Source organism: Burkholderia sp. Bmkn7 (assembly GCF_041103175.1).
Classification (GTDB): domain Bacteria; phylum Pseudomonadota; class Gammaproteobacteria; order Burkholderiales; family Burkholderiaceae; genus Burkholderia; species Burkholderia cepacia.
In genome coordinates, this window is sequence record NZ_JBGCUH010000002.1 from 118,688 (window position 1) to 143,113 (window position 24,426).

Sequence of the window (24,426 nt, forward strand, 5' to 3'; positions counted from 1 at the left end):
CGACGGTGAGATCGCCCACGCGCCGATGCCCTCAAGCATTACTGCGTACTGGCCTGGTCCCAGCCACCACCAAGCGCCTTGAATACGCTGACTCGCGCAGAACCGACTCGCTGGTCGGCAGCGGCCACCTGGGCTTTCGCGTCGATCAGACTGGTCTGTGCGACGATCACGTCGAGATAGCTGATGGAGCCGGCGCGGTAACGCTGATCGGCCAGCCGGAAGGCATTCTCGGCCCGGTCACGCGCCTCTACCAGCGCATCGCGCTGTTGCATCGCCGCGCCATAGGCGCTCAACGATTGCTCCGACTCCTTCAGTGCATTCAGCACGGCACCGTCGAAGCTGGCCAGCGACGCCGCGCTTTGTGCCTTCGCCTGCGCAATGCGACTGCGAGCCACCATCATGTTGGGGAACGTCCACGAGATGAGCGGCCCGAAAGAGAAGGACAAGGTGCGATTGCCTTTCAGGTAGTCGTTGCGCAGGTAGTTACCCGAGGTGCCCAGCGTGACACGCGGATAGAGATCCGCCACGGCCACGCCGATGCGGGCGGTATCCGCCGCCAGTTGGCGCTCGGCCTGACGCACGTCGGGGCGACGACGCAGCAGCGCAGTGCCATCGCCAACCGGCAACGCACCGGAAATCTCGGGAGCCTTGATGCAGGCACGCGCCGGTTCCGGCACTTGCGCGGGCGTGCGCCCCGTCAACGCGGCCAGCTCGAACAGTGCGGCTTCGCGCTGGCCTTGCAAGGGCGGCAATGCCGCCTGGGCCTGAGCCAGCGTGACGCCAGCCCGTTCGACATCCAGATGCGACGCCGAGCCAGCGTGCGCCTGGCTGTCGATGAGATCCAGGCTGCGCTGTGCCAGCTCGACGGACGAGTGCGCTACGCCGATGGACTCACCGTAGCTGCAGGCGTCCACATAGGCCCGCGTCGTCTCCGCAACAACCACTACCCTGGCGGCATCGTAGGCGGCGGCGACTGCATCGGTGTCGTCGCGAGCAGCCTCGATGTCGCGCCTGACCCGACCGAACAGGTCGAGTTCATAGGAGACGTCGAGGCCTGCGCTGTAGCTCCATTGCGCGGGGGCCTGGCCGGTGCCGGACCACGTGGTCTGATCGCGCCCGTATCCCACGCCGCCTGACACACTGGTCGAAGGGAATTGCCCGCTGCGCGCTTCCGTGTAGATGGCCCGCGCGCGATCGAGGTTGGCCATCGCCACGCGCAGGTTGGGATTGGCCGACAAGGCTTCCTGCACCAGCTTGTCGAGCGCGGGATCGTCATACAGCTTCCACCAGTTCGCGGGCAGCGCTTCGGCAACATCCGTATTGGACGGGTGACTGACGAAGGGGCCTGCAGCGGTTTCCGGTAAGGCTGGCGCGTGGTAATCGGGGCCGCTGGCGCAACCTGCGGTGATCACGGCGACGGCCACCGCCATGAAGGCAGCGCGCGGAGAGGGAAGCGTCGCCGGACGCGACACAATACGCATCGCAGGAACCGGTTTAAAGGGCGACATCGGGAGCCTCCGCAGTAGCGAGTTCGCGGGCGCGAGAACTTTCCGCCGTTACCCGGTGATCCTTGGCGATGAAGCTGTAGATGGTCGGTAGTACGAACAGTGTGAAGAAGGTACCGACCATCATGCCCATCACCACCACGATGCCGATGGAGAACCGGCTGGCCGAGCCTGCGCCGTCTGCGAACAACAGCGGCACAAGGCCGGCAACCATTGCCGCCGTGGTCATCAAGACAGGACGCATCCGCACCGCCGCCGCCTTCTCGATCGCCTCGATGCGGCTCAGGTTTTCGTGGTGCTGGATATGGTTGGCGAAAGTGACCATCAGGATGCCGTGCTTGGAGATCAGGCCGATCAAGGTGACCAATCCGATCTGGGTATAGATATTGAGCGTGGCAAAGCCCAGCCACAGCGGCACCAGGGCGCCGCAGACCGCCAGCGGCACGGTCACCAGGATCACCAGCGGATCGCGCAGGCTCTCGAACTGCGCCGCCAGCACCAGGAAGATCACCACCAGCGCGAAGCAGAACGAGACCAGCAGACGGTTGCCTTCCTGCACGAACTGGCGGCTGTCGCTGAGCCAGTCCACACTGGTGCCGGGCGGCAGCGGCTGCGATTGCAGGAACTTCACGGCCTCGCCCATGCTCACGCCCGGCGCCGGCAGCATTTCGAGCGTGGTCGAATTCATCTGGCCGAACTGGGTGAGCTGGTTCGCTTGCGGGCGCATCTCGACATGCGTCACGGTCGACAACGGCACCAGTGCGCCGGAGGTCGTTTTGACATAGAAGCGCCCGAGGTCTTCCGGTGTCATACGCTCGGCGCCGCGCACTTGCGGAATCACGTCATAGGAGCGGTCGTGGAAGTTGAAGCGATTGACGTAGTTTTCGCCGACCAGCACGGCAAGGGTATCGGCGACAGACTGCATGGTCACCCCCATTTCGCTGGCCTTCGCATTGTCGATCGTGATGTGCGCCTGCGGGCTGTCGTAGGACAGGTCGTTCTGCACGTAGAGGAACAGACCGCTGGCATAGGCCGCTGCCTTGATCTTCTCGCCGGTCTCGTACAGCGTCTTGAAGTCGTCGGGCGAGCGGAGCACCATCTGCACCGGCAGGCCGCCGCTGGAACCCGGTAGCGGGGGCAACTGCACGGCGGTCAACGTCTCGCCGTCGATGGCGCCGCCGGCGGCTTGAATCTGCCCCTGGATTTCGGTGGCCGACCGCTTGCGCTTCGACCAGTCCTTGAGGATCGCGCCACCGAGCATCATGTTCTGGCCACCGGCGGAGTCGCCGATGTTCATGAAGCTGCTGTCGAACTCGGGGATCTGCTCGAACAGCTTTTCGATCTGCTGAGCATAGCGGGCGGTGTAGCCCACGCCGGCATATTGCGGAGCCTTGGTGACGACGATGACGGCGCCCTGATCCTCGGTCGGCGCCAGTTCGCGGCGAGTGCCGGTGAACAGCACCGCGATGGCGGCCAGCACGGCCACACCGACCAGCAGCACCGCACCGCGAGCGGCTAGCGTGCGGGCCAGCAGGCGCCCATAGAACGCCGTCAGCCCTTCCATGTAGTGCTCGACCCGCTTCGCCAGCCGTCCCTCGCCCTGCCTCGAACTGAGCAGCATCGAGCTCATCACCGGCGAGAGCGTCAGCGCGACCACGCCCGAGACGATGACCGAGCCGGCCAATGTGAAGGCGAACTCCTTGAACAGCGCGCCGGTCAGTCCACCCATCATGCCGATTGGCGCATAGACCGCCGCCAACGTGATAGTCATGGCGATCACCGGCCCGACGATTTCGCGTGCGCCGAGCAGGGCCGCGCGCACAGGTGTCAGCCCCTCCTCAATGTGTCGATGGATGTTCTCCACCACGACGATGGCATCGTCCACCACCAGACCGATCGCCAGCACCATCGCCAGCAGGGTCAACAGGTTGATCGAAAAACCGCAGACCAGCATCAACGCAGCGGTGCCGACCAGCGACAACGGAATGGTGACGACCGGAATGATCACCGCGCGGAACGTGCCGAGGAACAGGAAGATCACCGCGATCACGATCACGATGGCTTCCACCAGCGTGTGTTTGACTTCCTCGATCGAAGCATTGACGAAGCGCGCTACGTTGTAGTTCGGCGCTACCGTCAGTCCTGGGGGCGCCATTGCACGAATCCTGGTCAGCAGTTCGTTGGCCTGCTTGACGATCTCCAGTGGATTCCCGGCCGGCGTGGGCTGGATGGCGACGAAGATCGCGGGTATGCCGGTAGCGAACGAGAGGCTATTGTAGTTTTGGCCACCTATTTCCACGGTGGCGACATCCGACAACCGCACGACGCCTCCGCCGGGACCCGACTTCACGACCATCTGGCGGAAGTCCTCGACGCTGCGCAAATCGGTGGCCGCGCTGATGTTGGTGACGGTCAGCGCGCTCTTGAGCTGGCCCGGCGCGGCCTGCACGTTGTTGGCGCGCAGCGCGGCCGATATCTCGCCGGCCGACAGCCCGCGCGCGGCCAACCGCACCGGGTCGATCCAGATGCGCATGGCCAGCGTCTGGCCGCCATAGACGTCCGCCGAGGCCACCCCCGGAATGCTGGTGAGCAGAGGCTGTGCAACCCGCGATGCGAAATCCGTCACTTGCGGGATCGACAGCGTCTTGCTGTAGAAGGCGATGTATTGCACCGCTGTACCGCCCTCGGTGGACTTGCTGATGACCGGATCGGTGATGCCCGCCGGCAACTGGTACTTGACCTGCTGCACCTTGGCAAGGATCTCGGTCATCGCGCGATCGGCGTTGGCGTTGAGCACCAATCGCGCCTTGATCTCGCTCTTGCCTTGCGTGGTGGTCGAACTCAGGTATTCAATACCGCTGGCCGTGGCGATGGACTGCGCGATCGGCGTGGTCACGAAACCCTGCATCACGTCCTGGGTTGCCCCAGGCAGCGTGGTACTGACCGTGATGGTGGCGTTTTCGAGATAGGGGTATTGCCGCACCGGCAACAGGAAAATCGACGTGGCACCCATCAGCAGAATGAGCAGGCTGACGACCAGTGCCAGGATGGGTCGACGGATGAAGATGTCTGTAAAGCGCATGGCGTGGTTTCCTTTACCGCGCGCTGGCGCTGGAGGACGCAACGGCCGGGGCGTCAGGTGTCGCCGTTGCCGAAGGGGGCGTGCTGTTGATTTTTACGGTCGCACCGGGCGGAAGACGGTTCTGGCCAGCCATCACCACGACGTCGCCAGGCTTGACGCCCTGGGTTACCAGAACCTCCTCCCCGAGCCGGCGGCCGGTGACGACCGGCACGGCAACCGCCTTGCCGACTCCCTGCGCGTCGGCCCCTTTCACGACCACCACGCTGTCACCAGAGGCCGAAGTCTGGATCGCCGTGAGCGGCAATACGATATTGTCGGTCGTGGCGGGCAATACCAGCCGCGCCGTCACGTACATGCCGGGTTTCAGCACCCGGTCGGTATTGGGCAACAGCGCCTGAACAGCCACATTGCGGGTTTCTCCATCGATACGCGGTTCGATGGCGCTGATCCTGGCTGTGAATACCCTCCCCGGCACCGCATCCACCGTTACCTGAACCGGTGCGCCCGACGTCAGCCTGGGCATGTCCTGCTGCGGCAACGTGAAGTTGACATAGAGCGGGTCGAGTTGGGTCAGCGTGGCGATCGCGTCACCGGCATTGAGATACTGACCCAGGTTGATCCGTCGGATACCTAATTGACCGGAGAACGGCGCGCGGATCGACTTTTGCTGAATGCGTGCGTCCAGTTGCCGGACTGCCGCGGCAGCCTGGGCAGCGTCCGCCTTATGTTGTTCGAGCAATTCGCGCGGTTCCGCGCCGGTAGGCGCCAACGCTTGCGAACGCCTGAGTTGCAACTGGGCGAAATCCGCTTTGGCCACGGCAGCGGCACGATCTGCCTGTTCGGGGGCATCGTAGAGCTGAATCAGCACCGCCCCTTCCTTCACGGACTGGCCTGCGTCGAAATTGACGGCGGTCACCCGCCCCGAGGTATCGGGAGCCAGCAGCACTTCATGCACGGCTTGCAGGCTGCCGACGGCCTGCCACTCGTCGGCCACACTGCGAGGCGCTGCGCGGATCGTCGAGACAGGCATCGGCGGCATGGCCTGTTGTTCCGCGCCGCCGCTGCGAACAGCGCGCCAGGCATACAGCAGACCGAAGACCACGACCAGCCCAACCACGCTTATGACAATGGGTTTGGTACGGGAGAGAGCGGCGGTGCTCATGCGCGCCCCGCTCGAGCAAAGGGGATCGAGATGACGCTTGAACGGCCGCGCATGGCCGATCTGCCGATGATATGTGAGTGCACGGGTATTCCTCGGGAAGGACGAAGTACTCGGCCGGCCAGAGAACAGACATGGCAGGCCACGATGAGGCGCAGCCTACCCGTGCAGCCACACTTCTACATTGCGAAATCTAGTCAATTTATTTCGCAATACGGCCACCTCGATGGAAAGACATACAGTTGGCCTGATTGAACAAGGAATTGGCCAAATCTCGCTACGGAGGTGTGTCGCCGAATCGGTAAATTGACGATCCCGATAATGCAAATGAGTCTCGTTTAATGTCTAACACGCCTCATATTGAAGGGCAATGTGCGGCCCATCGCTCTCCCTTTCATCCATCCGTTGGCAGAAGTTCAGGCTCGATGGATGCGATGCGCGAAGGGCTCCCGGCGTGTGGCTTGCGTGTCGTCCGTACCGTCCGACATACATTGCTCAACGCAACGATTGCCGCAGCCGTCGCCGTCGCTGCTCCGGACGTGTTCGCTACCGAAGGAAAGCAAGCGCAATCAACCACTGAGTCGCCGGATAGCGGCACGTCGGCATCGAGCGCAGAGAGCACGGTCCTTGAGCCCGTCACGGTCACCGCCCGGAAAACGACCGAACGCCTTCAGGATGTGCCTGAAAGCATCACGGTTCTGCAGGCGAAGACCTTGAAGGAATCGCCCTTCGATCCGGGTGTGGCTATCGCCGGCCATGCGCCCAATGTGCAATGGGTCAGCCGCGCCACAGGCTCCCAGTGGTTCTCGATTCGCGGTGTCAGTTCACTTGGGACGCCTGCCAACTACGCCGATGGCACGATCGCATTCAATGTCGATGGTGTGCCGAACAGCATGATGAGCGCGTCGAACATGTTGCTCGACGTCGACCATATCGAAGTGCTGCGCGGCCCTCAAGGCACGCTATGGGGAACCAATGCGCTGGGTGGCGCCATCAACGTTGTCACGAAGCAGCCTGACGGAACTCGGGATGTTCACGTGACAACCGAGGTCGGCGAACACGGCTATCGCATGGGCGAAGCAGTTCTTGGCGGCAATATCGTGCCCGGACAACTCGACGGACGCATGGCGATCCGTTATGGCCATGAGAATGGCGATATACGCAGCCTTTACACCGACAAGCTGGGCAAGCGCGACATCGGTGCATTCCGTGGAGGACTACGCTTCACGGGGCTGGACGACACGCTCATCACAGTGACGGCTAACTATCTGCATGATCAGGCTAACTCCCCGCTCTATGTCCTGCGTAGCGCCAGTCAGTTTCCGACCAGTGGCATCCTGACCGAGCCGAACTTGAAGACGACGCAAGCGGGCGCCACCGTGACCGTCGAGCACTTCTTCAAGAATTTCCAGCTCACTTCCATCAGTTCCTACCAGCACAACAAGCTGGAAAGCGAACTCGATCTCGTGGACAAACTTGTCTATGACGCGATCGGGTTTCCCGCATCCAGTAACGTGGGCCACTCGACGGATCAGGAGAACATCTTCAGCCAGGAGATTCGGCTGAATTCACTCGAGGGTGCCCCGGTTCGCTGGGTCGTCGGTGCCAGTGCCATGCGAACCAACGGCATACGCTGGTGCAGCAGTACGCAGTGCGCGCCGCCTCCGTATTCCGGCTCAGTCGCGATGAAAAGCAATCTCGACACGACCAATCTAGGACTGTTCGGGGACGTTTCGATCCCGTTTGCGAACCGCTGGGAGTTCTCGATCGGCGGTCGGGTAAGCCATGACAATATCGAGATGAAGCAGGACAACTCCCTGGGCCTCGCTTCGCTGACCGGCTCCAATTCAACGTCGCAAACTTATCCGACAGGCCGGGTAGCCCTGTCCTTCAAGTGGACGAACGACATTCAAAGCTACGTGTCGGTGGCTCGTGGTCACGCGTCACGGGTGTACCCGCTCTTTAGCTATCCGGTCGATGGCATCGTGGGCAGCCCCTATCCGGCCGCTTTGGGGTGGACTTACGAAGCGGGCGTCAAGGCCGATCTTCTCAGTCATCGTCTTCAGATCGATGCCAGCGTCTATCACAACGACATCAAGAACGGTGTCATGTCCTATCTCGATCCGTCGCTTGGCGCCTTTCGGACAACATACCAGGACTACAAGACCAGCGGTTTCGAATTGCAGGCGCGCGCGCTCGTCGCTGAAGGCTTGAGCTTCTCCGGGGGCGTCGGCTACATCCATAGCGAACTGGGAGCCAACGGCGCCGCGGTCAATACGGTCACTGGCAATCCTGTTCCGAACACACCGAAATGGACGGCGACGGCCGGGCTGCAATACGAAACCTCGGCCAAGGCGATTCATTTGCCCGGCAAGCTCTCCGCCGACCTTCAATACCAATACACCGGCAAGCGCACCGCGGATATCGACAAATCCTATTACCTTGATGCCTATAGCCTTGTGAATGCCCAGATTGGATGGAAAAACAAGGATCTCGAAGTCTATCTGTTCGGTCGCAATCTTTTCGATAAACGCTATGAAACCTTCGGCAGCCTGTACGCCGGCATGCAACTGGTTTCGGTCGGTCGCGGCCGTACCTTGGGGGTAGGCCTGACCAAAAGCTTTTGATTGCCGCAGGCATCTGTCATCGCTCGGCTTGTCCCACACGAAGGAACCCTTCCTGGAGCGGCGATCGAGCCACCTTAAGGCAGGGCGAAGCGCTGGTGCAGGGGTCAAGCAAAGCGATGAGTACATCGACTTCGAGCAGGCAGGCCATCAAAGCAAGTCGTCGCGAAGTTGATTTACGGGTCGAGGGTGCCATCGCAGACGAATTCAGTTCGCCCGGGCGTTCAGTTTCGCCACGAGGACGTCGCCGAATTCCGGCGCCGACATCGGCTGCTGCCCCGTGATCAGTTCGCGATCGACGACCACGTTGCTGTGCCAGTTCGCCACCGTGTCGACGTGAGCGCCGGCTTCGGCCAACGCGTTCACCGGATAGAACTGCACGTTGCCGCCGAGCCCGTTCGGACCTTCGAGCTGCTGCTCCTCGCCCGTCGAGAAGACGGTCATCCGGTAACCGGCATACGGCCAGCCGGCCGCGAGGGAATTCGCGTTGCCGTCGTTGGCGACCATCGATGCAACGAAGGCATTCGGGTCGCGCAGCGTGGACAGCAACACGATCGGCCCGTGACAGATGATCCCGGTGGGACGGCCGCTGTCGTGGAAGCTGACCAGGATCTTGCCGAGATTCCGGTCCTTGAGCAGGTCGACCATCGGCGCATGGCCGCCCGGGATAAACAGGCCGACGTAACCGTCGGTCCCCTCCGAGACAACGGAGGCCAGCGTCTTCGGATGCTTCAGTTGCGCGATCCCTTTCGCGTATTTCAGTGCGTCCGCGCGCGCTGCATCGTCGCCGCCGAAAAACAGCTTGTCGTTCGAGTTCGCGTCCATCACCGGCATGTCGCCGTTCGGATTGGCGATCACCGGCTCGTAGCCGGCCTCGACGAGCTTGCGGTACGGCACGACGAATTCATTGAGGTAATAACCCGTCGAGTACTTCTTGCCGTCGCGCAGATCGAGCTCATGAGCGCTCGACATGACAACCAGCACCTTGCCGCGCGACTGCGCCGACGCGCCCACCGGCAGTGCAAACGCGGTGGCCGTTGCGAGTACGGCCGCACAGATCTTGAGGATGTTCATGATCAATACCTTCTGAAAAATTGGGTGGGCCGGTTCAAGCGCCGGTGTTCGCATCCGCCACGTAGCGCGCAGCGGGCTTGGCGTTGGCGAATTTGGGCGTGAGTGCGCGGCGGGCCGCTTCCCATTGCGTCCAGCCGTCGGCGTCATGGAGCGTCGGAATCGTCACGAGCTCGCCCTGATCAAGGCCAGCAAGCGCGGCGTCCACCAGGTCGTCGGCCGTCATCGTGCTGGCGGCCTCCTTCTGCTTCGCATAGCCGGCCACGTCCCAGAACTCGGTCGCCGTCGCTGCTGGCAGCACGGTCTGCACGCGCACGCCCTTGTCCGCCAGGTCGCGCTGAAGTGTGTGACCGAAACTCAGCACGTACGACTTCGATGCGCTGTACACGCCGTTCAGCAGTTCGACCGCAATACCGACGACCGAGCTGATGTTGATGATGGTGCCCGTGCCCTTGCTGGCGAATACCGGTGCGACGGCGTAAGTCAGGCGCGTGAGCGCGGTGATGTTCAGATTGATCATCGACTCCATCGTGTCGACGTCGCCGTTGAGAATCGACGCGACCGAGCCGATTCCCGCGTTGTTCACCAGCATCGTGATGTTGCTGTTCTCGCGCAGGATGCCTTCGATCTTCGCGAGCGCGGCCTTGTCGTTCAGATCGGCGGCGACGGTCTCGACCGAGCGGCCGGTTTCGGCCATGAGGCGGCGCGCGAGCGTGTTCAGACGGTCCTGGTTACGCGCCACCAGGACGAGGTCGTAGCCGCGCTTCGCGAGGCGGTCTGCGTAAATGGCGCCGATGCCAGCCGATGCGCCGGTGATCAGCGCGGTGCCTTTCGTGGAAGTGGTCATGATTTTTCCGTTCCGTGAATTGAGCCGACCGGGTGTCGGTTCGTGGAACGAATTCTGGCGTCGACCGAACTCATCCTCAATGTCATATATGCAATGATTCATGCCATCCGCACGCTGGCCGGAAACCTTGCAGATTCGTCCTTTGAAACAGGCGCCCGATTACCCAAAATCGGTGCTGTCGGTGGCTCCGCTCGGCGCATTGCTTCCTGAAGGCGACCGCGCGCCATGCCATCTGATGACACGCCGACGCCGCCCGTGACGATGTCCGTTTTATGCTAGATTCAATTGATCAGGACACACACATGGCGGACGTCATGCACACCGTCGGGCTTGTTGTTTACCCCCAGTTCCAGTCGCTCGCGCTCGCAGTGGCGAGCGTGTTCGAGTACGCGAATCTGCTGCGCGGCGAAGAGGTGTACCAGTTCCGGATCGCGTCCGAGCACGGCGGCGCGGTGATGTCGTCACAGGGCTTTTCGGTCAACACCGAACCGCTGGCCGAAGCGGGATATGACACGCTGATCGTCGCCGGCGACAACGAATGCCGGCTGCCGTCGGCGACGCTGGTCGACTTCCTGCGTCGCGCGCCCTTCCACTCGCGGCGCATTGCGTCGATATGTACGGGGGCCTTCGTCCTCGCGGCCGCCGGGCTCCTCGACGGGAAACGTGCCACGACGCACTGGTATCACGCGCGGGCCTTCAAGAAGCAATATCCGAACGTGCAGCTCGACGAAGATCGTATCTTCGTCGTAGACGGTCAGGTCTGGACTTCGGCCGGCATGAGCGCCGGGGTAGATCTGGCGCTGGCGATCGTCGAAAGCGACTTCGGGCTGGAAACGGCGCGTATGGTCGCGCGCAAGCTCGTGCTGTACCAACGGCGCGGCGGTGGCCAGTCGCAATTCTCGACCTTGCTGGAACTGAACGCGCGATCGGACCGCGTGCAAATGGCGCTGACCTACGCGAGCGAAAACCTGGCGAGCGATCTGTCGGTGGAACGTCTGGCAGAGGCGGCACGTTTGAGCCCGCGCCAATTCAGCCGCGTGTTCCGGGAGGAAACGGGGCAATCCCCCGCCAAGGCGGTTGAGCGGCTGCGCGTCGAAGCCGCCCGCCTGATGATGGAAACGACGCGCCACCCGATCGAAATCATTGCGAGAGAAACCGGATTCGGCGACCGCGAGCGCATGCGCCAGGCATTTCTGCGCGCGTTTGGGCAACCTCCGCAGACCATACAGCGAGCCTCCGGGGGGGCGCCGCTCATGAATTAGGACTTGTTGAACCAACAGGCGGACAGATACCGCGCAGTCTTGCTGGCTCAAACTATGAGCGCTCGCTTCGTCCATCGCGCATGACGAGTGGGTCCCGTCAACGACGTGCCAAGGCTGCCGCCGCGCGCTGTCCAGGCGGAAAATCTACTGCTCGCCGGGAGCCCACTCCGGGCTATAGCCGCCCAGCGCCGGGTGGTACATTTCATCGCCGGAATGCTGCGTGAATTCGACATTGAGCCGATCCTCACGCAAGCCGAGCATCTCCACGCAGTGCGCGCAAAGTGCCTGCGCCAGTTCCATGCGCTGCCCGGGCGGGCGGCCCCGACGGATATCCAGCATCATCACGGCGACCGGGACCGGCGCTTCGCCGGCCTCGGCAATACGCCACACGCCACCTTGCCCCAGCTCGCGGATCGCGACGCTGATACGCCGAATATCGACCGACATCATCCGCGCATAGGTCTCGCTCATTTTGGCGGCGAGCGACCGCTTGGTTTCCGCCGAATAGTGGTCGTTCACGTCCAGTTGCAGATAGGGCATGGTATTCAGGATTCCGGGTGATCGATCGAACACGTGCGGCATCGGCCTGTCCGGATGCCGCACGCCGATTCTGGCACTCGGCTCGCCGCCCTCGCAATGTCGAATAGGCCATGATTCCGGACACCGGTTCAATAACGACACCTATTCGCGAAGGAGTCTCGCGACATCCCCCCGCGCTACGCAAATCCGTACAGCTTCGCCGGGTTCGTGACGAATATCAATTGCTGCCAGTCCGCCCGCCCGATCCAGCCGGCGATCACGTCCAGCATGCTCGCGTCGTCCGGCTTGTCCGTCTTCTGCGTCGGGTGCGGCCAGTCGGTGCCCCACAGCATGCGCTCCGGCGCCATGTCGATCAGCGCCTTCGCGACCGGCGCGACGTCGTCGTAGGCCGGCGCCCCCGACTTGCTGTCGACGTACGGCCCCGACAACGTGATCCACGTATGGCCCTTTTCGACGAGGCGTTGCGCAGTCCGAAACGCGGCCGACGACAGCCCGCCGGGCTGCGGCACATGCGCGATATGGTCGATGACGAGCGGGCACGGCAGCGCCGCAAGATGTGGCTCCAGCTCCGGCAGCCGCGCGCCCTGCACCACCAGTTCGATATGCCACCCGAGGTTCGCAATGCGCGCGGCGAGCGGCGCCAGCATGTCGAGTGTCGTCGCACCCGGATAGCTCAGGTTGAACCGGATCGCCCGGATGCCGCCGCGATCGAGCGCCCGAAGTTCGTCGTCGCTCACGGTGCCGTCGACGACGGCCACGCCGCGCGCGTCGTCGCCGAACTGCGCGAGCGCCGCCAGCGTGCAGCGGTTGTCCGTCCCGTACGTCGACGGCGTCACGACCACGTTGCGCTTCACGCCGATACGCGTCTGCACGCGCCGGTATTGCGCGACGGTTGCATTCGGCGGCCGCAGCGTCGTGCCCGGCGCGACCGGGAACCGGTCGTCGTAGATGTGCATGTGACAGTCGATCGCCCCTTCGGGCAATTGGAACACCGGGCGCTCGATGCCGCTCGACCACGTTTCGTCGGCCGCGGCCAACGTCGGCAATGCGGCCGAAGCCAGCGTCGCGCCGGCGATCCTGAGGAATTCGCGTCTCGCGATGCGCGCCATGATCAGATCGTCCCCGTCTTGCCGACCAGCTTGCCGGACGCATGATCGCGCGTGAGCAGCAGCAGCGTCGCGACGCTCACGAGCGTGAGGATCGCGAGCGGCATCAATGCGAGCGCGTAGCTGCCCGTCGCCGCCTTCACCCACCCGTACACGTTCACCATCAGCCCGCCGCCGAGCAGGTTCGCGATCGCATTGACCGTCGCGAGCCCGGCCGCCACGGTGCTGTTGGACAGCATGTCGGTCGCGAGCGCCCAGAACGGGCCCTTGAACGAATACGCGCCGACCAGCACCGCACAGAGCATGCAGACCGTCGGCAGCAGCGATCCGCTCAGCGACGTCGCGAACAGGCCCACGCCGATCAGCAGCATCGGCACGACCGTGTGCCAGCGCCGTTCGCCGACGCGGTCCGAGCGCCGGCCCCAGTAGACCATCAGGACCGAGGCCACCGCATACGGCACCGAATTCAGCAGGCCGGTCTCCATGACGGTCAGGCCGAACGACTTCAGCAGCTGCGGCTGCCATACGGACAGCGTGCTGCCTGCCGCGGAAGCACAGGTGTCGACGAGCGCGAGGCACAGCACGTAGCGGTTGCGGAACAGTTGCGTGAGGGGCAGAGACGGCACCTTCTTGCGCGTCTTGTGGCCCGCGGCCAGCGCGGTCGTGAGCCATGCGCGCTCGTCGTCGTCGAGCCACTTCGCGTCGTCCGGCTTGTTCGTCAGCATGAACAGGCACGCGATGCCGAGCAGCACGGTCGGAATGCCTTCGAGGATGAACAGCCAGTGCCAGCCGCGCAGGCCCCACACGCCGTCCATCTGCAACAGCAGCGCGGAGATCGGCGAGCCGATGAAGCTCGCGGCCGGAATCGCGACCATGAACGTCGCGACGATCCGCGCACGGTACTGCGCGGGAATCCAGTACGACAGATAAAGCAGCACGCCCGGGAAGAAGCCGGCCTCGGCGGCGCCCAGCAGGAAACGCAGCACGTAGAACGTCGTCGCGTTGTGCACGAGCGCGGTCGCCGCCGACACGATGCCCCACGTGATCATGATCCGTGCGATCCAGATCCGCGCGCCGTATTTCTGCAGCGCGAGATTGCTCGGCACTTCGAAAAAGAAGTATGAAATGAAGAACAGGCTGCTGCCGAAGCCGAAGACCTGTGCCGACATTTCCAGGTCATGGTTCATCTGCAGCGATGCCATCCCGACGTTGCCCCGGTCGATGAAGGCAAGCAGGTAGCAGATCATCAAGAAGGGAATGAGCCGCCAGACGACCTTTCGTATGGTCCGGCGCTCGATCGCGGACGCGTCCATGAAACCGGTTTGCATGTTGTCTCCGTTTATTGTGCGCCTGAGCGCGTTCCTGTGAACCGTTGCCACGCGATGACCGCGATGACCCCGCACGCGAGCACGGCCGCCATCGCGGCGAAGGTGTGTCGCACGCCGAGCGCCTCGGACGCGCTGCCGACGAGCAGGTAACCGAACGGCATCGTGCCGTTGTAGGCCATGCCGTACATCCCGACGAGCCCGCCGCGCACGTGTTCCGGACACTGGCGCTGAATGGTCGCGTTCGTCGACGTGGCCGCGAACGTGAGGCTGAAGCCGAGGGCATAGAACGCGGGAATCGACCCCGCCGCATCGGTGGTCGCGGCCAGCACGGCCAGCGCGCCGACGGCCGTCCACGGCGCATACGCGATGAACCGGTGCGACGCGCGCGGGCCGAGCGCCGACGACAGCAGCACCGCCGCGCTCAACGAGCCGGCGCCGGCGCACGCGAAGAACACACCGGTAAAGCGCGCGGCGTCGTGAAAGCCCTGGTCCGCGAGCAGCGGCACGAGCGTCTGGTAGCTGCCGGCGAACAGGCCGATGCACGCGAGAATCGGCAGATAGCGGGCCGAGAACGCATCGGACAGCACGTAGCCGACCGCGTCGCGCAAGCCGCTCTCCGCGCGCGACGGGCGGTCCACCGTCGCCGCCCGGATCGAGCGCACGCACGCCGCCATGAAGCACAGCGCGAGCGCGTAGATCGCAAACGACGTCCGCGGCCCGAGCGTCGGATAGACGAATCCGGCGATGGTCGGGCCGACCATGCGCCCGACGTTGTAGACCATCGTGTTCATCGCAACCGCGTTAGACGTGTGCGTCGCGTCCTGCAGGCTCGTCAGCAGCAGCACCTGCCGCGCCGGCGTTTCGACCGCGCTCGACACGCCGATCGCCAGTGCATGCGCGAGGATCAGCTTCACGCCGAGCAGGCCGAGCAGCGACAACGTGACGAGGCTGCCCGTCAGCAGCAGCGATGTCGTGAGCACGCAGAGCGTCACGCGGCGCGCGTTGGCCGAGCCGATGCGGGAGCCCGCCACCGGCGCGACGATCAGTTGCGGCCCGTACAGCAGGAAGTTGAGCAGCGCGAGGATCGCCGCCGAGCCGGACAGGTGATAGATCAGCAGATTCAGCGTGACGTTCTGCGTCCAGCTGCCGAGCACCGATGCGACCTGCCCGCTCAGATAGCGCCGCAGCGATGCCTCCGACAGCGCGGGAAACAGCCGGCTCACCCACCCCGCTTGCGTCGCCACGTTCATGACAACGCCTTCCCGCGCGTTTCGGGCGCGACCAACACGACCACGGCCGCGGCGACGAATGCGACGATCGTCGTCGCGAGTCCGAGCACGAAGCCGCCCGACGTCGACGCGAGCGCGCCGATGATCAGCGGCGCGATGAAGCCGCCAAGCCGGCCGCCGTTGTACGCGAGGCCCATGAAGAACCCGCGCGATGCCGTGTTGCCGATGATCTCCGCGAGGAACGGGCCGGCACCCGCGAAGATGCCGTTCACGCTGAAGCCGGTCAGGAAGATCGCGCTCATCAGCAGCAACGGATTCGCCGACACGATGTACACGCCGACGGCCAGCGCACCGACCAGCAGGTACGCCAGGAACATCGGCCGCCGGCCGATGCGGTCGACCCCTGCCGAGAACAGCAGGAATCCGGCGATCGCGCCGAACTGCAGCGCCAGCACGAACTTCAGGCTGTGCACGAAGTCGAGGTGCTTCACCGTGATGAGGAACGTCGGCGTCCACGTGAATACGCCCCAGTACAGGTACTGCAGAAAGAAGATGAAGCAGAAGGCGGTGAGCAGGCCGCGCACATTCAGCTTCTCGTGATTGGCCGTGTCGGCCTTGCGGGCCTGAGACTTCGCGTGCCGGCGTTCGAGCCAGATCGGCGATTCCGGCGTCTTGCGCGCGACCCAGAACAGGATGAAGAACGGCGACGCACCGATCAGGAACAGCAGACGCCAGCCGTCACCGCCCAATCCGCCATGCGCGGCGCCGACGATGCCCGAGATCGCGATCGCGAGAATCGCGCCGATCGGCAAGCCCATCTGCATCAGCGCGCCGCCCTTGCCGCGCCGGCTCGGGTGCCAGGTCTCCGCGATCAGCGCCGCGCCGGCGGTCCAGGTTCCGCCCATGCCGAGCGCGCCGACAAAGCGCAGCGCGGCAAACCCGTGCGCGTCGGGCGCGAATGCAATCAGGCCGGAGAACAGCGAGTAGATGCCGACGCAGAGCAGCGCGGTGCGCACGCGCCCGATCCGGTCCGACACGAAGCCGAACAGAATGCCGCCGACGATCTGTCCGGCCGCCGTGACGCTCGTGAACATGCCGAGCTGCGCCTTGCTCAGCCCGAACTGCAGCGCGAGCGTCGGCAGCAGCAGCGACAGCAGGAACGAGTCGTAGCTCTCGAACGTCCAGCCGAGCCCCGCGAGCGACAGCGAACGCCATTCGGTACCGGTCACGCGCGTCAATCCTTTTTCCGCGGCGGCGGACTCCATGTCCTGCGTCGCCGCGGTTGCACTCGTTTTCATGGGTTGTCTCCGGGAAGCGCGATGCGATACGTCGATGCGGCCGTCCGGCTGAACAGCGCGGCCCGTTCATCGGCCGACATCGCGGACGCGAGTCGTTTGAAGGCGTTCCACAGCACGCGATAGCCGAACATCCCCTTGTCGACGGGGAAGTTGCTTTCGAACATGCAGCGATCGACGCCGAAGCATTCGACGCAGGTGTCGAAATACGGCTGCCACGCCGCCGCCAGTTCGGGCGACGACGGCGGCAGGTCGCGCGCGGCGAAGTCGAAACCGAACACGGTCATGCCCGCGCCGCCGAGCTTCATGCGCGTGTTCGGCAGCGCCGCGAGACGCGCGAGTTGCCGTTTCCATTGCGCATGAACTTCCGTGCGCCGGCCGGCATGCGGGCCCACGCCGAGCGGGCCGCCGAAATGGTCGATGACGATGGTGACGCCGTCGCATGCACGCGCGAGTTCGTACAGGTCGTCGAGCTGCGTGTGATAGACCCACGCGTCCAGCGACAGCCCGTAGCGGCCGAGCGTCGTCACGCCCTGCCGGAATGCCGGGTCCGACATCCGGTCGCGCGGCGGCGTCACCGGGCTCGATCGCACGTCGGGGCTCGCATGCCACGCGAGCGGGTTGCGGATCCCGCGCAGTCGCCCGCCGGATACCTGCAGCATCGTGTCGAGCACCGCCTCGAGTTCCGCACCGAGCGACAGATCGGCGCCGCCGACGATGGCCTCGCAGCATCGCGCGGGACCGTATGCGCCGCTGTCGAACATCGCGGCGACGCCGCTCGCGAATTCCACTTCGCCGACCGGCTTGAACGCATCCGGCCCGCTTGCACGCAACATCGATCGGCACTGGACGTAGACCGTCGACACGACGCGATGCCCGCTGCGCACGTCCGCGCCGAACTCGTCCGCGAGATAGCGCCCGGTCTGCCGGTCCCACAGGTGATGATGGGCGTCGACGATCGCAAGCTCGGGTTCGAGCACCGGCTCGTCGCGCAACGCGAGCCACTCGGGACGGACGGGCAGATGGGGCGCGTGAACGATCTGCATCGCGCTCGCCGTCAGAACTTCTGGCGCATGCCGATCACCACGCCCGTCTGGTTGTGATCGGGTGCGACCGTGCCATAGCCGTTCACGCCGAGCGCGGAGCCGCCCTTGTTACGCGCGAAACCCGCCGTCGCATAGATATCCGTGCGCTTCGACAGCAGATAGTCCGCGCAGAGCACGGCGAGCCACGGATCGGCACTGGTCGAATGCACGTCCTGGTAATAGGCAGTTGCCGTGACCACGAACGCGGGCGACACCGCGTATTGCGCGCCGGCCCAGTACAGGTTCGCCGCGCTGGCTTCGGAGCCGTTCGCGACCCGGATCGGGTTCGCCGGCAGGAACGCGTTCGACGCCCGAAGATAGCGATAGCCGGCGAATCCCTTCACCGGTCCGAGCGCATACGACGCGGCGGCCGTCGCACGACGCTCGGTGCCCGTGTTCGTCGCGACGGTGTTGCCGTTGCGCTGCTCGTACGACACGCTCGCGGCGAGCGGCCCTTGCGAGAAAGTCAGCGCCCCGCTGTAGAAGCGGCCGGTGAGTTGCGCGCCCGGCACCTCGGCGCCGTACCCGGTGTCGTAGCGGGTGCTGTACATGGCTTGCGCCGTCAGCGGACCGAACACGCCGGTGTACTTCACCGAATTGTCGATACGCGCGGCCGCCGCGTAGTCAAGCGACAGCACCGAGTATCGCGACGACGCGCCCATCGGGTCGAAGGCCACGGCCTGTTCATAGAAGAGCGCGTTCTGGCGGCCGAACGTCAGCTGCTGACCCCGGTACGCCAGCCCGACCCACGCCTGCCGGCCGAAAATCCGCGACGTCGTGGCGGCATTCGCACCGAGGCCTTTCGTCGACTGCGCGGTCGTGCCGTCATTGAGGTTGAAGCCGTTTTCGAGCTGGAACAGGGCTTTCATGCCGCCGCCGAGATCCTCGACGCCCTTCAGTCCCCAGCGCGAACCGGACAGATTGCCCGACGCTTCGCGCGTCTGCGCGCCGCCGGTACTCGTATTGTTGATGTGCTCGATGCCGACGTCGGCAATGCCGTACAGCGTGACGCTGCTTTCTGCATGGGCGGCCCCGCACCACGCGGTCGCGCTCGCGACGGTGAGGGCGCCGAGCATGAGGCGGGGTTTCGGGCGGGAATTCTGGCTGGCCTGATTCGACGACATGAAGTCTCCAAACTGTTTTTTTGTGGGTGGGTTTTCCGGCGAAAGAACATTCACGGCTCGCGGGCGGCAGGCGCTTCGCCGGCGCCCGCGCCCGGATCGCCGAGCCACGCGATGGTCAGCGCGCCGAGCAGCAGCACACCCGACACGGCGATGAGCGGCGCGGTGAAGCCGCCCGAGAATTGCTTGAGCGCGCCGATCATCGACGGCCCGACGAAACCGCCGAGATTGCCGACCGACACGATCAGCGCGAGTCCGCCCGCGGCAGCCCGTCCGGTGAGGAATCCCGACGGGATGGCCCAGTAAGTCGCCTGGAACGCGAGGATCCCGCTCACCGTGACGCACAGCGCGATCAGCTTGAAAACCGGCGCATGAATGAAGGCACTCGCACACAACGCCGCGGCGGCGACAGCCAACGCACCGGCGACATACGGAATACGGTTGGCCGCCCGATTGGCGAGACGCGCCCACCCGAGCATCACGCCGGCTCCGATCGCATACGGAATCGCCGTCAGCCAGCCGACCACCGCGTGTTCGACGCCGAACTGCTTGATGATCTGCGGCATCCACAAGCCGACGCCGAGCGAGCCGACGATCCCGCAGAAGTTGACGAACGCGAGCACGAACACGCGCCAGTTCGTCATCGCGTCGCGCAGCTTGCTGCCGTGCTTCGCGCCGATGTCGCGCTGCTCGAACGCGAGGCGCTTCGCGAGCGACGCCTTCTCTTCGTCATTGAGCCACGCGGCTTTCTCGGGACGGTCGGCCAGCACGAACAGGCACGCGACGCCGAGCATCACGGCCGGTACGCCTTCGATCAGCAGCAGCCACTGCCAGCTGCGCAGCCCGTGCAGGCCGCCGAGTTCGAGCAGCGCACCGGAAACCGGCGAGCCGATCATGTTCGCGACGGGAATGCCGACGAGGAAGGCGGCCGTCACCTTCGCGCGCCACTTGCCGGGAAACCAGTGCGTGAAATACAGGTAGATGCCGGGCGTGAACCCCGCCTCGGCGAGCCCGAGCAGGAAGCGCGCGGCCGCAAAGCTTTTCGGTCCGACGACGAACGCCGTCGCCATCGAGAACAGGCCCCACGTGATCATGATTCTCGCGATCCATACGCGCGCCCCGACCTTCTGCATGATCAGGTTGCTCGGAATCTCGAACAGGAAATAGCCGATGAAGAACAGGCCGGCGCCGACACCGAACTGCTCGGCCGTCAGACCGAGATCCTTGTTCATCGTCAGCGCGGCAAAACCGACGTTGGTCCTGTCGAGATAGCTGATCACGTAGCAGACGAAGATGAACGGCAGAATGCGCCGGAACGCCTTCGCGAGCGTGCGCTCGCTGGCCGCGTAATCGTCGCCGGCAAGCTGCGCAGACGATGGTGCGTCGGCGCGCGGTGCGTCTTCGCCGGCACGCAGCGCGTGCGAAATGGTCATGCTTGTCTCCTTCGTCGCGCGGCTGGCGGCACGATCTTTCGGCATGCGGCCGGGAAGCCGACGCGCGGCTTCCCGGCTCGTGGGTCTCAGTCCTGCTTCACTGCCTGCTTCACTGCCTGTTTCGGCAGCGGGCCGGCGATGCTCATGTCCGCTTTCAGCACGGAACCGGACGTCGATTCGGTGATGAAGAGCGTCTTCATGTCCGGGCCGCCGAAGCACACGCTCGTGAGCGACGCCCCTTTCGGCCCGGTCAGGATCTCGACGGGCTCCGCGCAGTGGTTGAGCACCCACACGCGCCCGAGCCCCGGATTCGCGACGAACAGGCGGCCTTCGAGATCGACGGTGAGGCCGTCGGGGCCGCTCGGTCCGTAGGAGGTAAAGAACTGGCTGACCTTCGTGACCGACCCGTCGGCCTGCAGCGGCATGCGCCACACGGCATTGCCGCGCGTCATCGCGACGAACAGCACTTTCTCGTCGCGCGACAGCACGAGCCCGTTCGGGCTTGGGCAGGTGCCGAGCAGCATGTCGAGCTTGCCGTCGGGCGACAGCCGATACACGCGGCCCGTCGGATCGTGCAGCCCGGTCTGCCCCTGGTCGGTGAAATAGATATTGCCGGCCGAGTCGAACGTCAGGTCGTTCACGCCCTTGAAGCGCTCGGTGTTGCGGCGCTCGAGATACGGGCGAATTTCACCGCGCGCGATATCGAGCAGCATCAGGCCGTTCCGGTAGTCGGTGATGATCAGGTGCGATGCGTCGAAGCGCTTCATCCCGTTGGGCTCGCCGTCGTATTCGACGACGAGCTCCCAGTCGCCCGACGGCGAAATGCGGAAGATGCGCCCGTGCGGAATATCGGTCACGAACAGATAACCGTCTGGATCCCAGACCGGCCCTTCGAGAAAGGAATCCGTGACCATGCCGCCGCGATTCGCGCGCGCCCATTCCGTGCGGACGTCCGGCTTGCGAAACTTGTCCGGCATCCGCGTGAACACGTCGGCTTCGCGCACGTCGGGGTTCGTCAGATAAAACATGCGTTCCTCGATGTTCAGGGTTCAAGCCGCGCTGTGCGCGCGTTCGTCGAGCACCGCGAGGACGTTGGCGGCCGCGCCCTTGCCCATGTTCACGTACGCGGCATCGCTGACGCCGCCGATATGCGGAGACAGAATCATGTTGGGGATCTGCTGGAACGGGTGCGGCGTCGTCATCGGCTCGACGTCGAAGCTGTCGAGCCCGGCCGCGCGCACCTGGCCGCTCGCCAGCGCGTCGGCAAGCGCGGGTTCGTCGATCAAGCCGCCGCGTGCGGTATTGACGACGATCGCCCCGCGCTTGAAACGCGCGAGCGTGTCGCGGTTGAGCATCCGGCGGTTGTCGGCCGTCAACGGACAATGCAGCGACACGACGTCCGACTCCGCGTACAGCGTGTCGAGCGGCACGAGCTTCACACCGACAGGCGCTTCCTTGGCGAACGGATCGAACGCGAGCACCTTCATGCCGAACGCGGCGCCGATCGCGGCCACGCGCCGGCCGATCGCGCCGAGACCGACGAGGCCGAGCGTGCGCCCGTCGAGTTCGACGGACTTGTGCGTCGACTTGTCCCAATGACCTTCGCGCATGCGCATATCGAGGCGCGGAACCGACTTCGCACATGCGAGCAGCAGCGCCCATGCGTGCTCGGCGACGGCGGCCGCATTCGCGCCGACCGCCGCGCGCACCGCGATGCCGCGTGCGGCAGCAGCGTCCTGATCGATCACGTCGATGCCGCTGCCGTGCTTCGAAATCACCTGCAGGTTTTCGGCGGCATCCATGATGCGGGCGTTGATCTTGCCGTACCGGACGATGATCGCGACCGGCTTGTGCTCGATGCACAGCGCCACGATGTCGTCCTCGGTCGGTTGCTTGCCGGCGAACACGACGTCGAACTGCGCGAGCATGTCGAGCGCTTGCGGCGCAAGGTCGGCGGCGGTCACGAGGACCACGGGTTTAGGCGAAGCGGCGTGCATCACAGCGCCTCGCCTTCGGCCAGCATGCCGGCCGCGCGCAGTTCCTTCTCGATCCAGCCTGGACGAAGGTCGCCCTTGTGGATCGCCGCGATACGCGCGGTCTCGAAGTCGAGCTTTTTCTGCGCGAGATCGACGATGCGCGCGACGTCGGCGCGCGCAATGACGACGACGCCGTCGGCATCGCCCACCACCAGGTCGCCCGGATTGACCGCCGTGCCGCCCAGCGAGATCGGCGCATTCACGCGCCCCGCGATGCTTTTGGTCGGGCCGCACGGATTGAGGCCGGCCGCGAAGACCGGATAGTCGCCGTTGGCCAGTTCATGCGCGTCGCGCACCGCGCCGTCGATGATGATGCCGGCGATGCCGCTCGCCTTCGCCTGCGCCGCCATGATTTCGCCGAGCAGCGCGCACGAGATGTCGCCCTTGCCGTCGACCACGACGACGTCGCCCGGCTTCGCGACGGCGAGCGCCGCATGGATCGCGAGGTTGTCGCCCGCGCGGACTTCGACCGTGATTGCGGGGCCGGCGACCTTCATCTTCGGCGACAACGGCCGCACGCGACCATGCACCGTGCCGCGGCGGCCAGCGACGTCGGCCAGGATCGCGGCCTGATAGCGCGCGGCCGCCTGAACGAGTTCCGGCGACACGCGTTCGATGTCGCGATTGATCGGAGAAGTGCTGGCGGATGTGTTGCTCATGATTCGACCTCGAGTTGCGCGTTGTACTCTGTACAACACTGGTGTACATGGTGAAATCACTATAACCAGACGACGCGCGCCATGGCACTGGCGTTTACCCTTTTACGTGGTAAACCAGCGTTTTACTCTGTACAATCTCAGGTAAATGTCGACGGGAGAGAAGGAATGGGAAACGACGGAGTCGTTGCCGTGGAAAAGGCGCTTGCGCTGCTGGACTGCTTCAAGCCCGGCGCGGAATCGCAGTCGCTCGCGACGCTGTCGCAGGCATCCGGCATGCACAAGACGACGGTCTATCGGCTGATGAATTCGCTGGAGCGAATGGGCTACGTCGTGCGCGCGCAGTCCGGCAACTATTCGCTCGGACATCGCGTGCTGTACCTCGGCAAGCTGTACGAGCAGTCCTTCCATCTGTCTACGGTGGTGGAGCCGGCGCTGCATGCGCTGGCCGCGCTGACGAAGGAAAGCGCATCGTACTACGTGCACGACGACGGCCAGCGGCTTTGCCTGTTTCGCGTCGAGCCGTCCGAAGGTCTACGTGAAACGCGCCTCGCGGGCACGAAGCTGCCGCTCGACGACACCGCCATCAGCCACGTGATCCGCTTCTGGGGGCTCGGCGAACCGATCTACGACAAGCCGCCTGCGCTGCCCCTCTTCACCGCGGGCGCGCGCGACGTGCACACGGCGGCGTTCGCGGTGCCGGTCTTCGGCGCCGGCGACAAGTTCATGGCGGCACTGACGCTTTCCGGTCCGGCATCCCGCCTGAGCGTCGCGCACGAGTCGGGCGAGCTCGATCGACCGCAACTGGATGCGGCCGCCGATCTCTCCCGGAAGCTGGGGGCGAGCGTCGCGCTCTGCGAGCACGTCTACGGCATCTGATCGCCGCTTCGGCAAAGGTCGGGGTCAAGCCGACGAGCCGTTCGTCGCCTGACGGTGGAAACGTTCGCCCACGCCACGCCCGCGCGCTGCGGCATGACGCCTGCATCGCCGCACCGACGCGACGGCCCGTCGGCTCCGCCCAGAAAATCGATCGCGCCGGCCCGCGAC

Annotated in this window: 20 protein-coding genes; 4 read left to right on the top strand and 16 right to left on the bottom strand. The window is 64.8% G+C overall.

All coding sequences use genetic code 11. From position 1 onward, the window contains the following. Positions 1-38: 38 nt before the first annotated feature. The 3 genes from AB3K92_RS06340 to AB3K92_RS06350 are packed head-to-tail and all read right to left on the bottom strand — an operon-like array spanning position 39 to position 5,749. Entirely contained in the window at positions 39-1,508 is a 1,470-nt protein-coding gene (locus AB3K92_RS06340; RefSeq protein ID WP_369464680.1) for an efflux transporter outer membrane subunit, read from the bottom strand. Further along, a complete protein-coding gene (locus AB3K92_RS06345; protein WP_059813069.1) occupies positions 1,495-4,587 on the bottom strand; it encodes an efflux RND transporter permease subunit in 3,093 nt (1,030 codons plus the stop codon). The genes AB3K92_RS06340 and AB3K92_RS06345 overlap by 14 nt, the downstream gene beginning before the upstream one ends. 13 nt (positions 4,588-4,600) lie before the next feature. Further along, positions 4,601-5,749, bottom strand: coding sequence for an efflux RND transporter periplasmic adaptor subunit (locus AB3K92_RS06350; protein ID WP_175926843.1), 1,149 nt, complete (start codon positions 5,747-5,749; stop codon positions 4,601-4,603). 422 nt (positions 5,750-6,171) lie between these two features. Here AB3K92_RS06350 and AB3K92_RS06355 point away from each other — a divergent pair, with 422 nt between their 5' ends. Continuing rightward, positions 6,172-8,373, top strand: coding sequence for a TonB-dependent receptor (locus tag AB3K92_RS06355; protein WP_369464681.1), 2,202 nt, complete (start codon positions 6,172-6,174; stop codon positions 8,371-8,373). 204 nt (positions 8,374-8,577) lie between these two features. On the opposite strand, the gene AB3K92_RS06360 is transcribed toward AB3K92_RS06355, so the two are convergent. Then, positions 8,578-9,444: a type 1 glutamine amidotransferase domain-containing protein gene (locus AB3K92_RS06360; protein ID WP_059496337.1), complete on the bottom strand. Its 867-nt coding sequence runs from the start codon at positions 9,442-9,444 to the stop codon at positions 8,578-8,580. Positions 9,445-9,478: 34 nt separating this feature from the next. Continuing rightward, positions 9,479-10,288, bottom strand: a complete 810-nt coding sequence (locus AB3K92_RS06365) for an SDR family NAD(P)-dependent oxidoreductase (RefSeq protein WP_369464682.1) — start codon at positions 10,286-10,288, stop codon at positions 9,479-9,481. 42 nt (positions 10,289-10,330) lie between these two features. On the opposite strand from AB3K92_RS06365, the gene AB3K92_RS06370 reads away from it, so the two are divergent. Continuing rightward, a complete protein-coding gene (locus tag AB3K92_RS06370) occupies positions 10,331-10,498 on the top strand; it encodes a hypothetical protein (RefSeq protein WP_369464683.1) in 168 nt (55 codons plus the stop codon). Positions 10,499-10,602: 104 nt separating this feature from the next. After that, on the top strand, positions 10,603-11,550 hold the full coding sequence (locus tag AB3K92_RS06375; RefSeq protein WP_176130599.1) for a GlxA family transcriptional regulator: 948 nt from the start codon (positions 10,603-10,605) through the stop codon (positions 11,548-11,550). A 144-nt stretch (positions 11,551-11,694) separates the two neighbouring features. Here the strand turns inward: AB3K92_RS06375 and AB3K92_RS06380 are convergent, their stop codons facing one another. The 11 genes from AB3K92_RS06380 to AB3K92_RS06430 form a co-directional block, all read right to left on the bottom strand. Next, complete coding sequence (locus tag AB3K92_RS06380; RefSeq protein WP_021156442.1) at positions 11,695-12,090, bottom strand: hypothetical protein; 396 nt, start codon at positions 12,088-12,090, stop codon at positions 11,695-11,697. A 176-nt stretch (positions 12,091-12,266) separates the two neighbouring features. Beyond that, the gene (locus AB3K92_RS06385) at positions 12,267-13,199 is read right to left on the bottom strand and encodes an amidohydrolase (protein ID WP_369464684.1); all 933 of its coding nucleotides are present in this window, start codon (positions 13,197-13,199) and stop codon (positions 12,267-12,269) included. Positions 13,200-13,201: 2 nt separating this feature from the next. After that, positions 13,202-14,524: an MFS transporter gene (locus tag AB3K92_RS06390; protein ID WP_060159803.1), complete on the bottom strand. Its 1,323-nt coding sequence runs from the start codon at positions 14,522-14,524 to the stop codon at positions 13,202-13,204. 11 nt (positions 14,525-14,535) lie between these two features. After that, a complete protein-coding gene (locus AB3K92_RS06395) occupies positions 14,536-15,774 on the bottom strand; it encodes an MFS transporter (RefSeq protein WP_369464685.1) in 1,239 nt (412 codons plus the stop codon). Next, positions 15,771-17,051 carry an MFS transporter gene (locus AB3K92_RS06400; RefSeq protein WP_369464686.1) on the bottom strand — a complete coding sequence of 427 codons (1,281 nt, stop codon included), beginning with the start codon at positions 17,049-17,051 and terminating at the stop codon, positions 15,771-15,773. Before AB3K92_RS06400 ends, AB3K92_RS06395 begins: the two co-directional genes overlap by 4 nt. Then, positions 17,048-18,094 (bottom strand): amidohydrolase, encoded by a 1,047-nt coding sequence (locus AB3K92_RS06405; protein WP_369464687.1) that lies wholly within the window; start codon positions 18,092-18,094, stop codon positions 17,048-17,050. Before AB3K92_RS06405 ends, AB3K92_RS06400 begins: the two co-directional genes overlap by 4 nt. A gap of 11 nt (positions 18,095-18,105) precedes the next feature. Then, the gene (locus AB3K92_RS06410) at positions 18,106-19,257 is read right to left on the bottom strand and encodes a porin (RefSeq protein ID WP_369464688.1); all 1,152 of its coding nucleotides are present in this window, start codon (positions 19,255-19,257) and stop codon (positions 18,106-18,108) included. A 50-nt stretch (positions 19,258-19,307) separates the two neighbouring features. Next, positions 19,308-20,687 (bottom strand): MFS transporter, encoded by a 1,380-nt coding sequence (locus tag AB3K92_RS06415; protein ID WP_318827515.1) that lies wholly within the window; start codon positions 20,685-20,687, stop codon positions 19,308-19,310. Positions 20,688-20,773: 86 nt separating this feature from the next. Then, on the bottom strand, positions 20,774-21,715 hold the full coding sequence (locus AB3K92_RS06420; RefSeq protein ID WP_369464689.1) for an SMP-30/gluconolactonase/LRE family protein: 942 nt from the start codon (positions 21,713-21,715) through the stop codon (positions 20,774-20,776). Positions 21,716-21,736: 21 nt separating this feature from the next. Then, complete coding sequence (locus AB3K92_RS06425; protein ID WP_369464690.1) at positions 21,737-22,684, bottom strand: hydroxyacid dehydrogenase; 948 nt, start codon at positions 22,682-22,684, stop codon at positions 21,737-21,739. Beyond that, complete coding sequence (locus AB3K92_RS06430) at positions 22,684-23,382, bottom strand: methyltransferase (protein WP_059857064.1); 699 nt, start codon at positions 23,380-23,382, stop codon at positions 22,684-22,686. Before AB3K92_RS06430 ends, AB3K92_RS06425 begins: the two co-directional genes overlap by 1 nt. Positions 23,383-23,547: 165 nt before the next feature. Here AB3K92_RS06430 and AB3K92_RS06435 point away from each other — a divergent pair, with 165 nt between their 5' ends. Then, a complete protein-coding gene (locus tag AB3K92_RS06435) occupies positions 23,548-24,258 on the top strand; it encodes an IclR family transcriptional regulator (RefSeq protein ID WP_059857067.1) in 711 nt (236 codons plus the stop codon). The last annotated feature ends 168 nt before the right edge of the window (positions 24,259-24,426 follow it).

What these genes read in the sequence shown, in the direction of transcription:
- AB3K92_RS06340 (WP_369464680.1), bottom strand. Translation starts at nt 1,508, where the DNA reads ATGTCGCCCTTTAAACCGGTTCCTGCGATGCGTATTGTGTCGCGTCCG.
- AB3K92_RS06345 (WP_059813069.1), bottom strand. Translation starts at nt 4,587, where the DNA reads ATGCGCTTTACAGACATCTTCATCCGTCGACCCATCCTGGCACTGGTC.
- AB3K92_RS06350 (WP_175926843.1), bottom strand. Translation starts at nt 5,749, where the DNA reads ATGAGCACCGCCGCTCTCTCCCGTACCAAACCCATTGTCATAAGCGTG.
- AB3K92_RS06355 (WP_369464681.1), top strand. Translation starts at nt 6,172, where the DNA reads ATGGATGCGATGCGCGAAGGGCTCCCGGCGTGTGGCTTGCGTGTCGTC.
- AB3K92_RS06360 (WP_059496337.1), bottom strand. Translation starts at nt 9,444, where the DNA reads ATGAACATCCTCAAGATCTGTGCGGCCGTACTCGCAACGGCCACCGCG.
- AB3K92_RS06365 (WP_369464682.1), bottom strand. Translation starts at nt 10,288, where the DNA reads ATGACCACTTCCACGAAAGGCACCGCGCTGATCACCGGCGCATCGGCT.
- AB3K92_RS06375 (WP_176130599.1), top strand. Translation starts at nt 10,603, where the DNA reads ATGCACACCGTCGGGCTTGTTGTTTACCCCCAGTTCCAGTCGCTCGCG.
- AB3K92_RS06380 (WP_021156442.1), bottom strand. Translation starts at nt 12,090, where the DNA reads ATGCCCTATCTGCAACTGGACGTGAACGACCACTATTCGGCGGAAACC.
- AB3K92_RS06385 (WP_369464684.1), bottom strand. Translation starts at nt 13,199, where the DNA reads ATGGCGCGCATCGCGAGACGCGAATTCCTCAGGATCGCCGGCGCGACG.
- AB3K92_RS06390 (WP_060159803.1), bottom strand. Translation starts at nt 14,524, where the DNA reads ATGCAAACCGGTTTCATGGACGCGTCCGCGATCGAGCGCCGGACCATA.
- AB3K92_RS06395 (WP_369464685.1), bottom strand. Translation starts at nt 15,774, where the DNA reads ATGAACGTGGCGACGCAAGCGGGGTGGGTGAGCCGGCTGTTTCCCGCG.
- AB3K92_RS06400 (WP_369464686.1), bottom strand. Translation starts at nt 17,051, where the DNA reads ATGAAAACGAGTGCAACCGCGGCGACGCAGGACATGGAGTCCGCCGCC.
- AB3K92_RS06405 (WP_369464687.1), bottom strand. Translation starts at nt 18,094, where the DNA reads ATGCAGATCGTTCACGCGCCCCATCTGCCCGTCCGTCCCGAGTGGCTC.
- AB3K92_RS06410 (WP_369464688.1), bottom strand. Translation starts at nt 19,257, where the DNA reads ATGTCGTCGAATCAGGCCAGCCAGAATTCCCGCCCGAAACCCCGCCTC.
- AB3K92_RS06415 (WP_318827515.1), bottom strand. Translation starts at nt 20,687, where the DNA reads ATGACCATTTCGCACGCGCTGCGTGCCGGCGAAGACGCACCGCGCGCC.
- AB3K92_RS06420 (WP_369464689.1), bottom strand. Translation starts at nt 21,715, where the DNA reads ATGTTTTATCTGACGAACCCCGACGTGCGCGAAGCCGACGTGTTCACG.
- AB3K92_RS06425 (WP_369464690.1), bottom strand. Translation starts at nt 22,684, where the DNA reads ATGCACGCCGCTTCGCCTAAACCCGTGGTCCTCGTGACCGCCGCCGAC.
- AB3K92_RS06430 (WP_059857064.1), bottom strand. Translation starts at nt 23,382, where the DNA reads ATGAGCAACACATCCGCCAGCACTTCTCCGATCAATCGCGACATCGAA.
- AB3K92_RS06435 (WP_059857067.1), top strand. Translation starts at nt 23,548, where the DNA reads ATGGGAAACGACGGAGTCGTTGCCGTGGAAAAGGCGCTTGCGCTGCTG.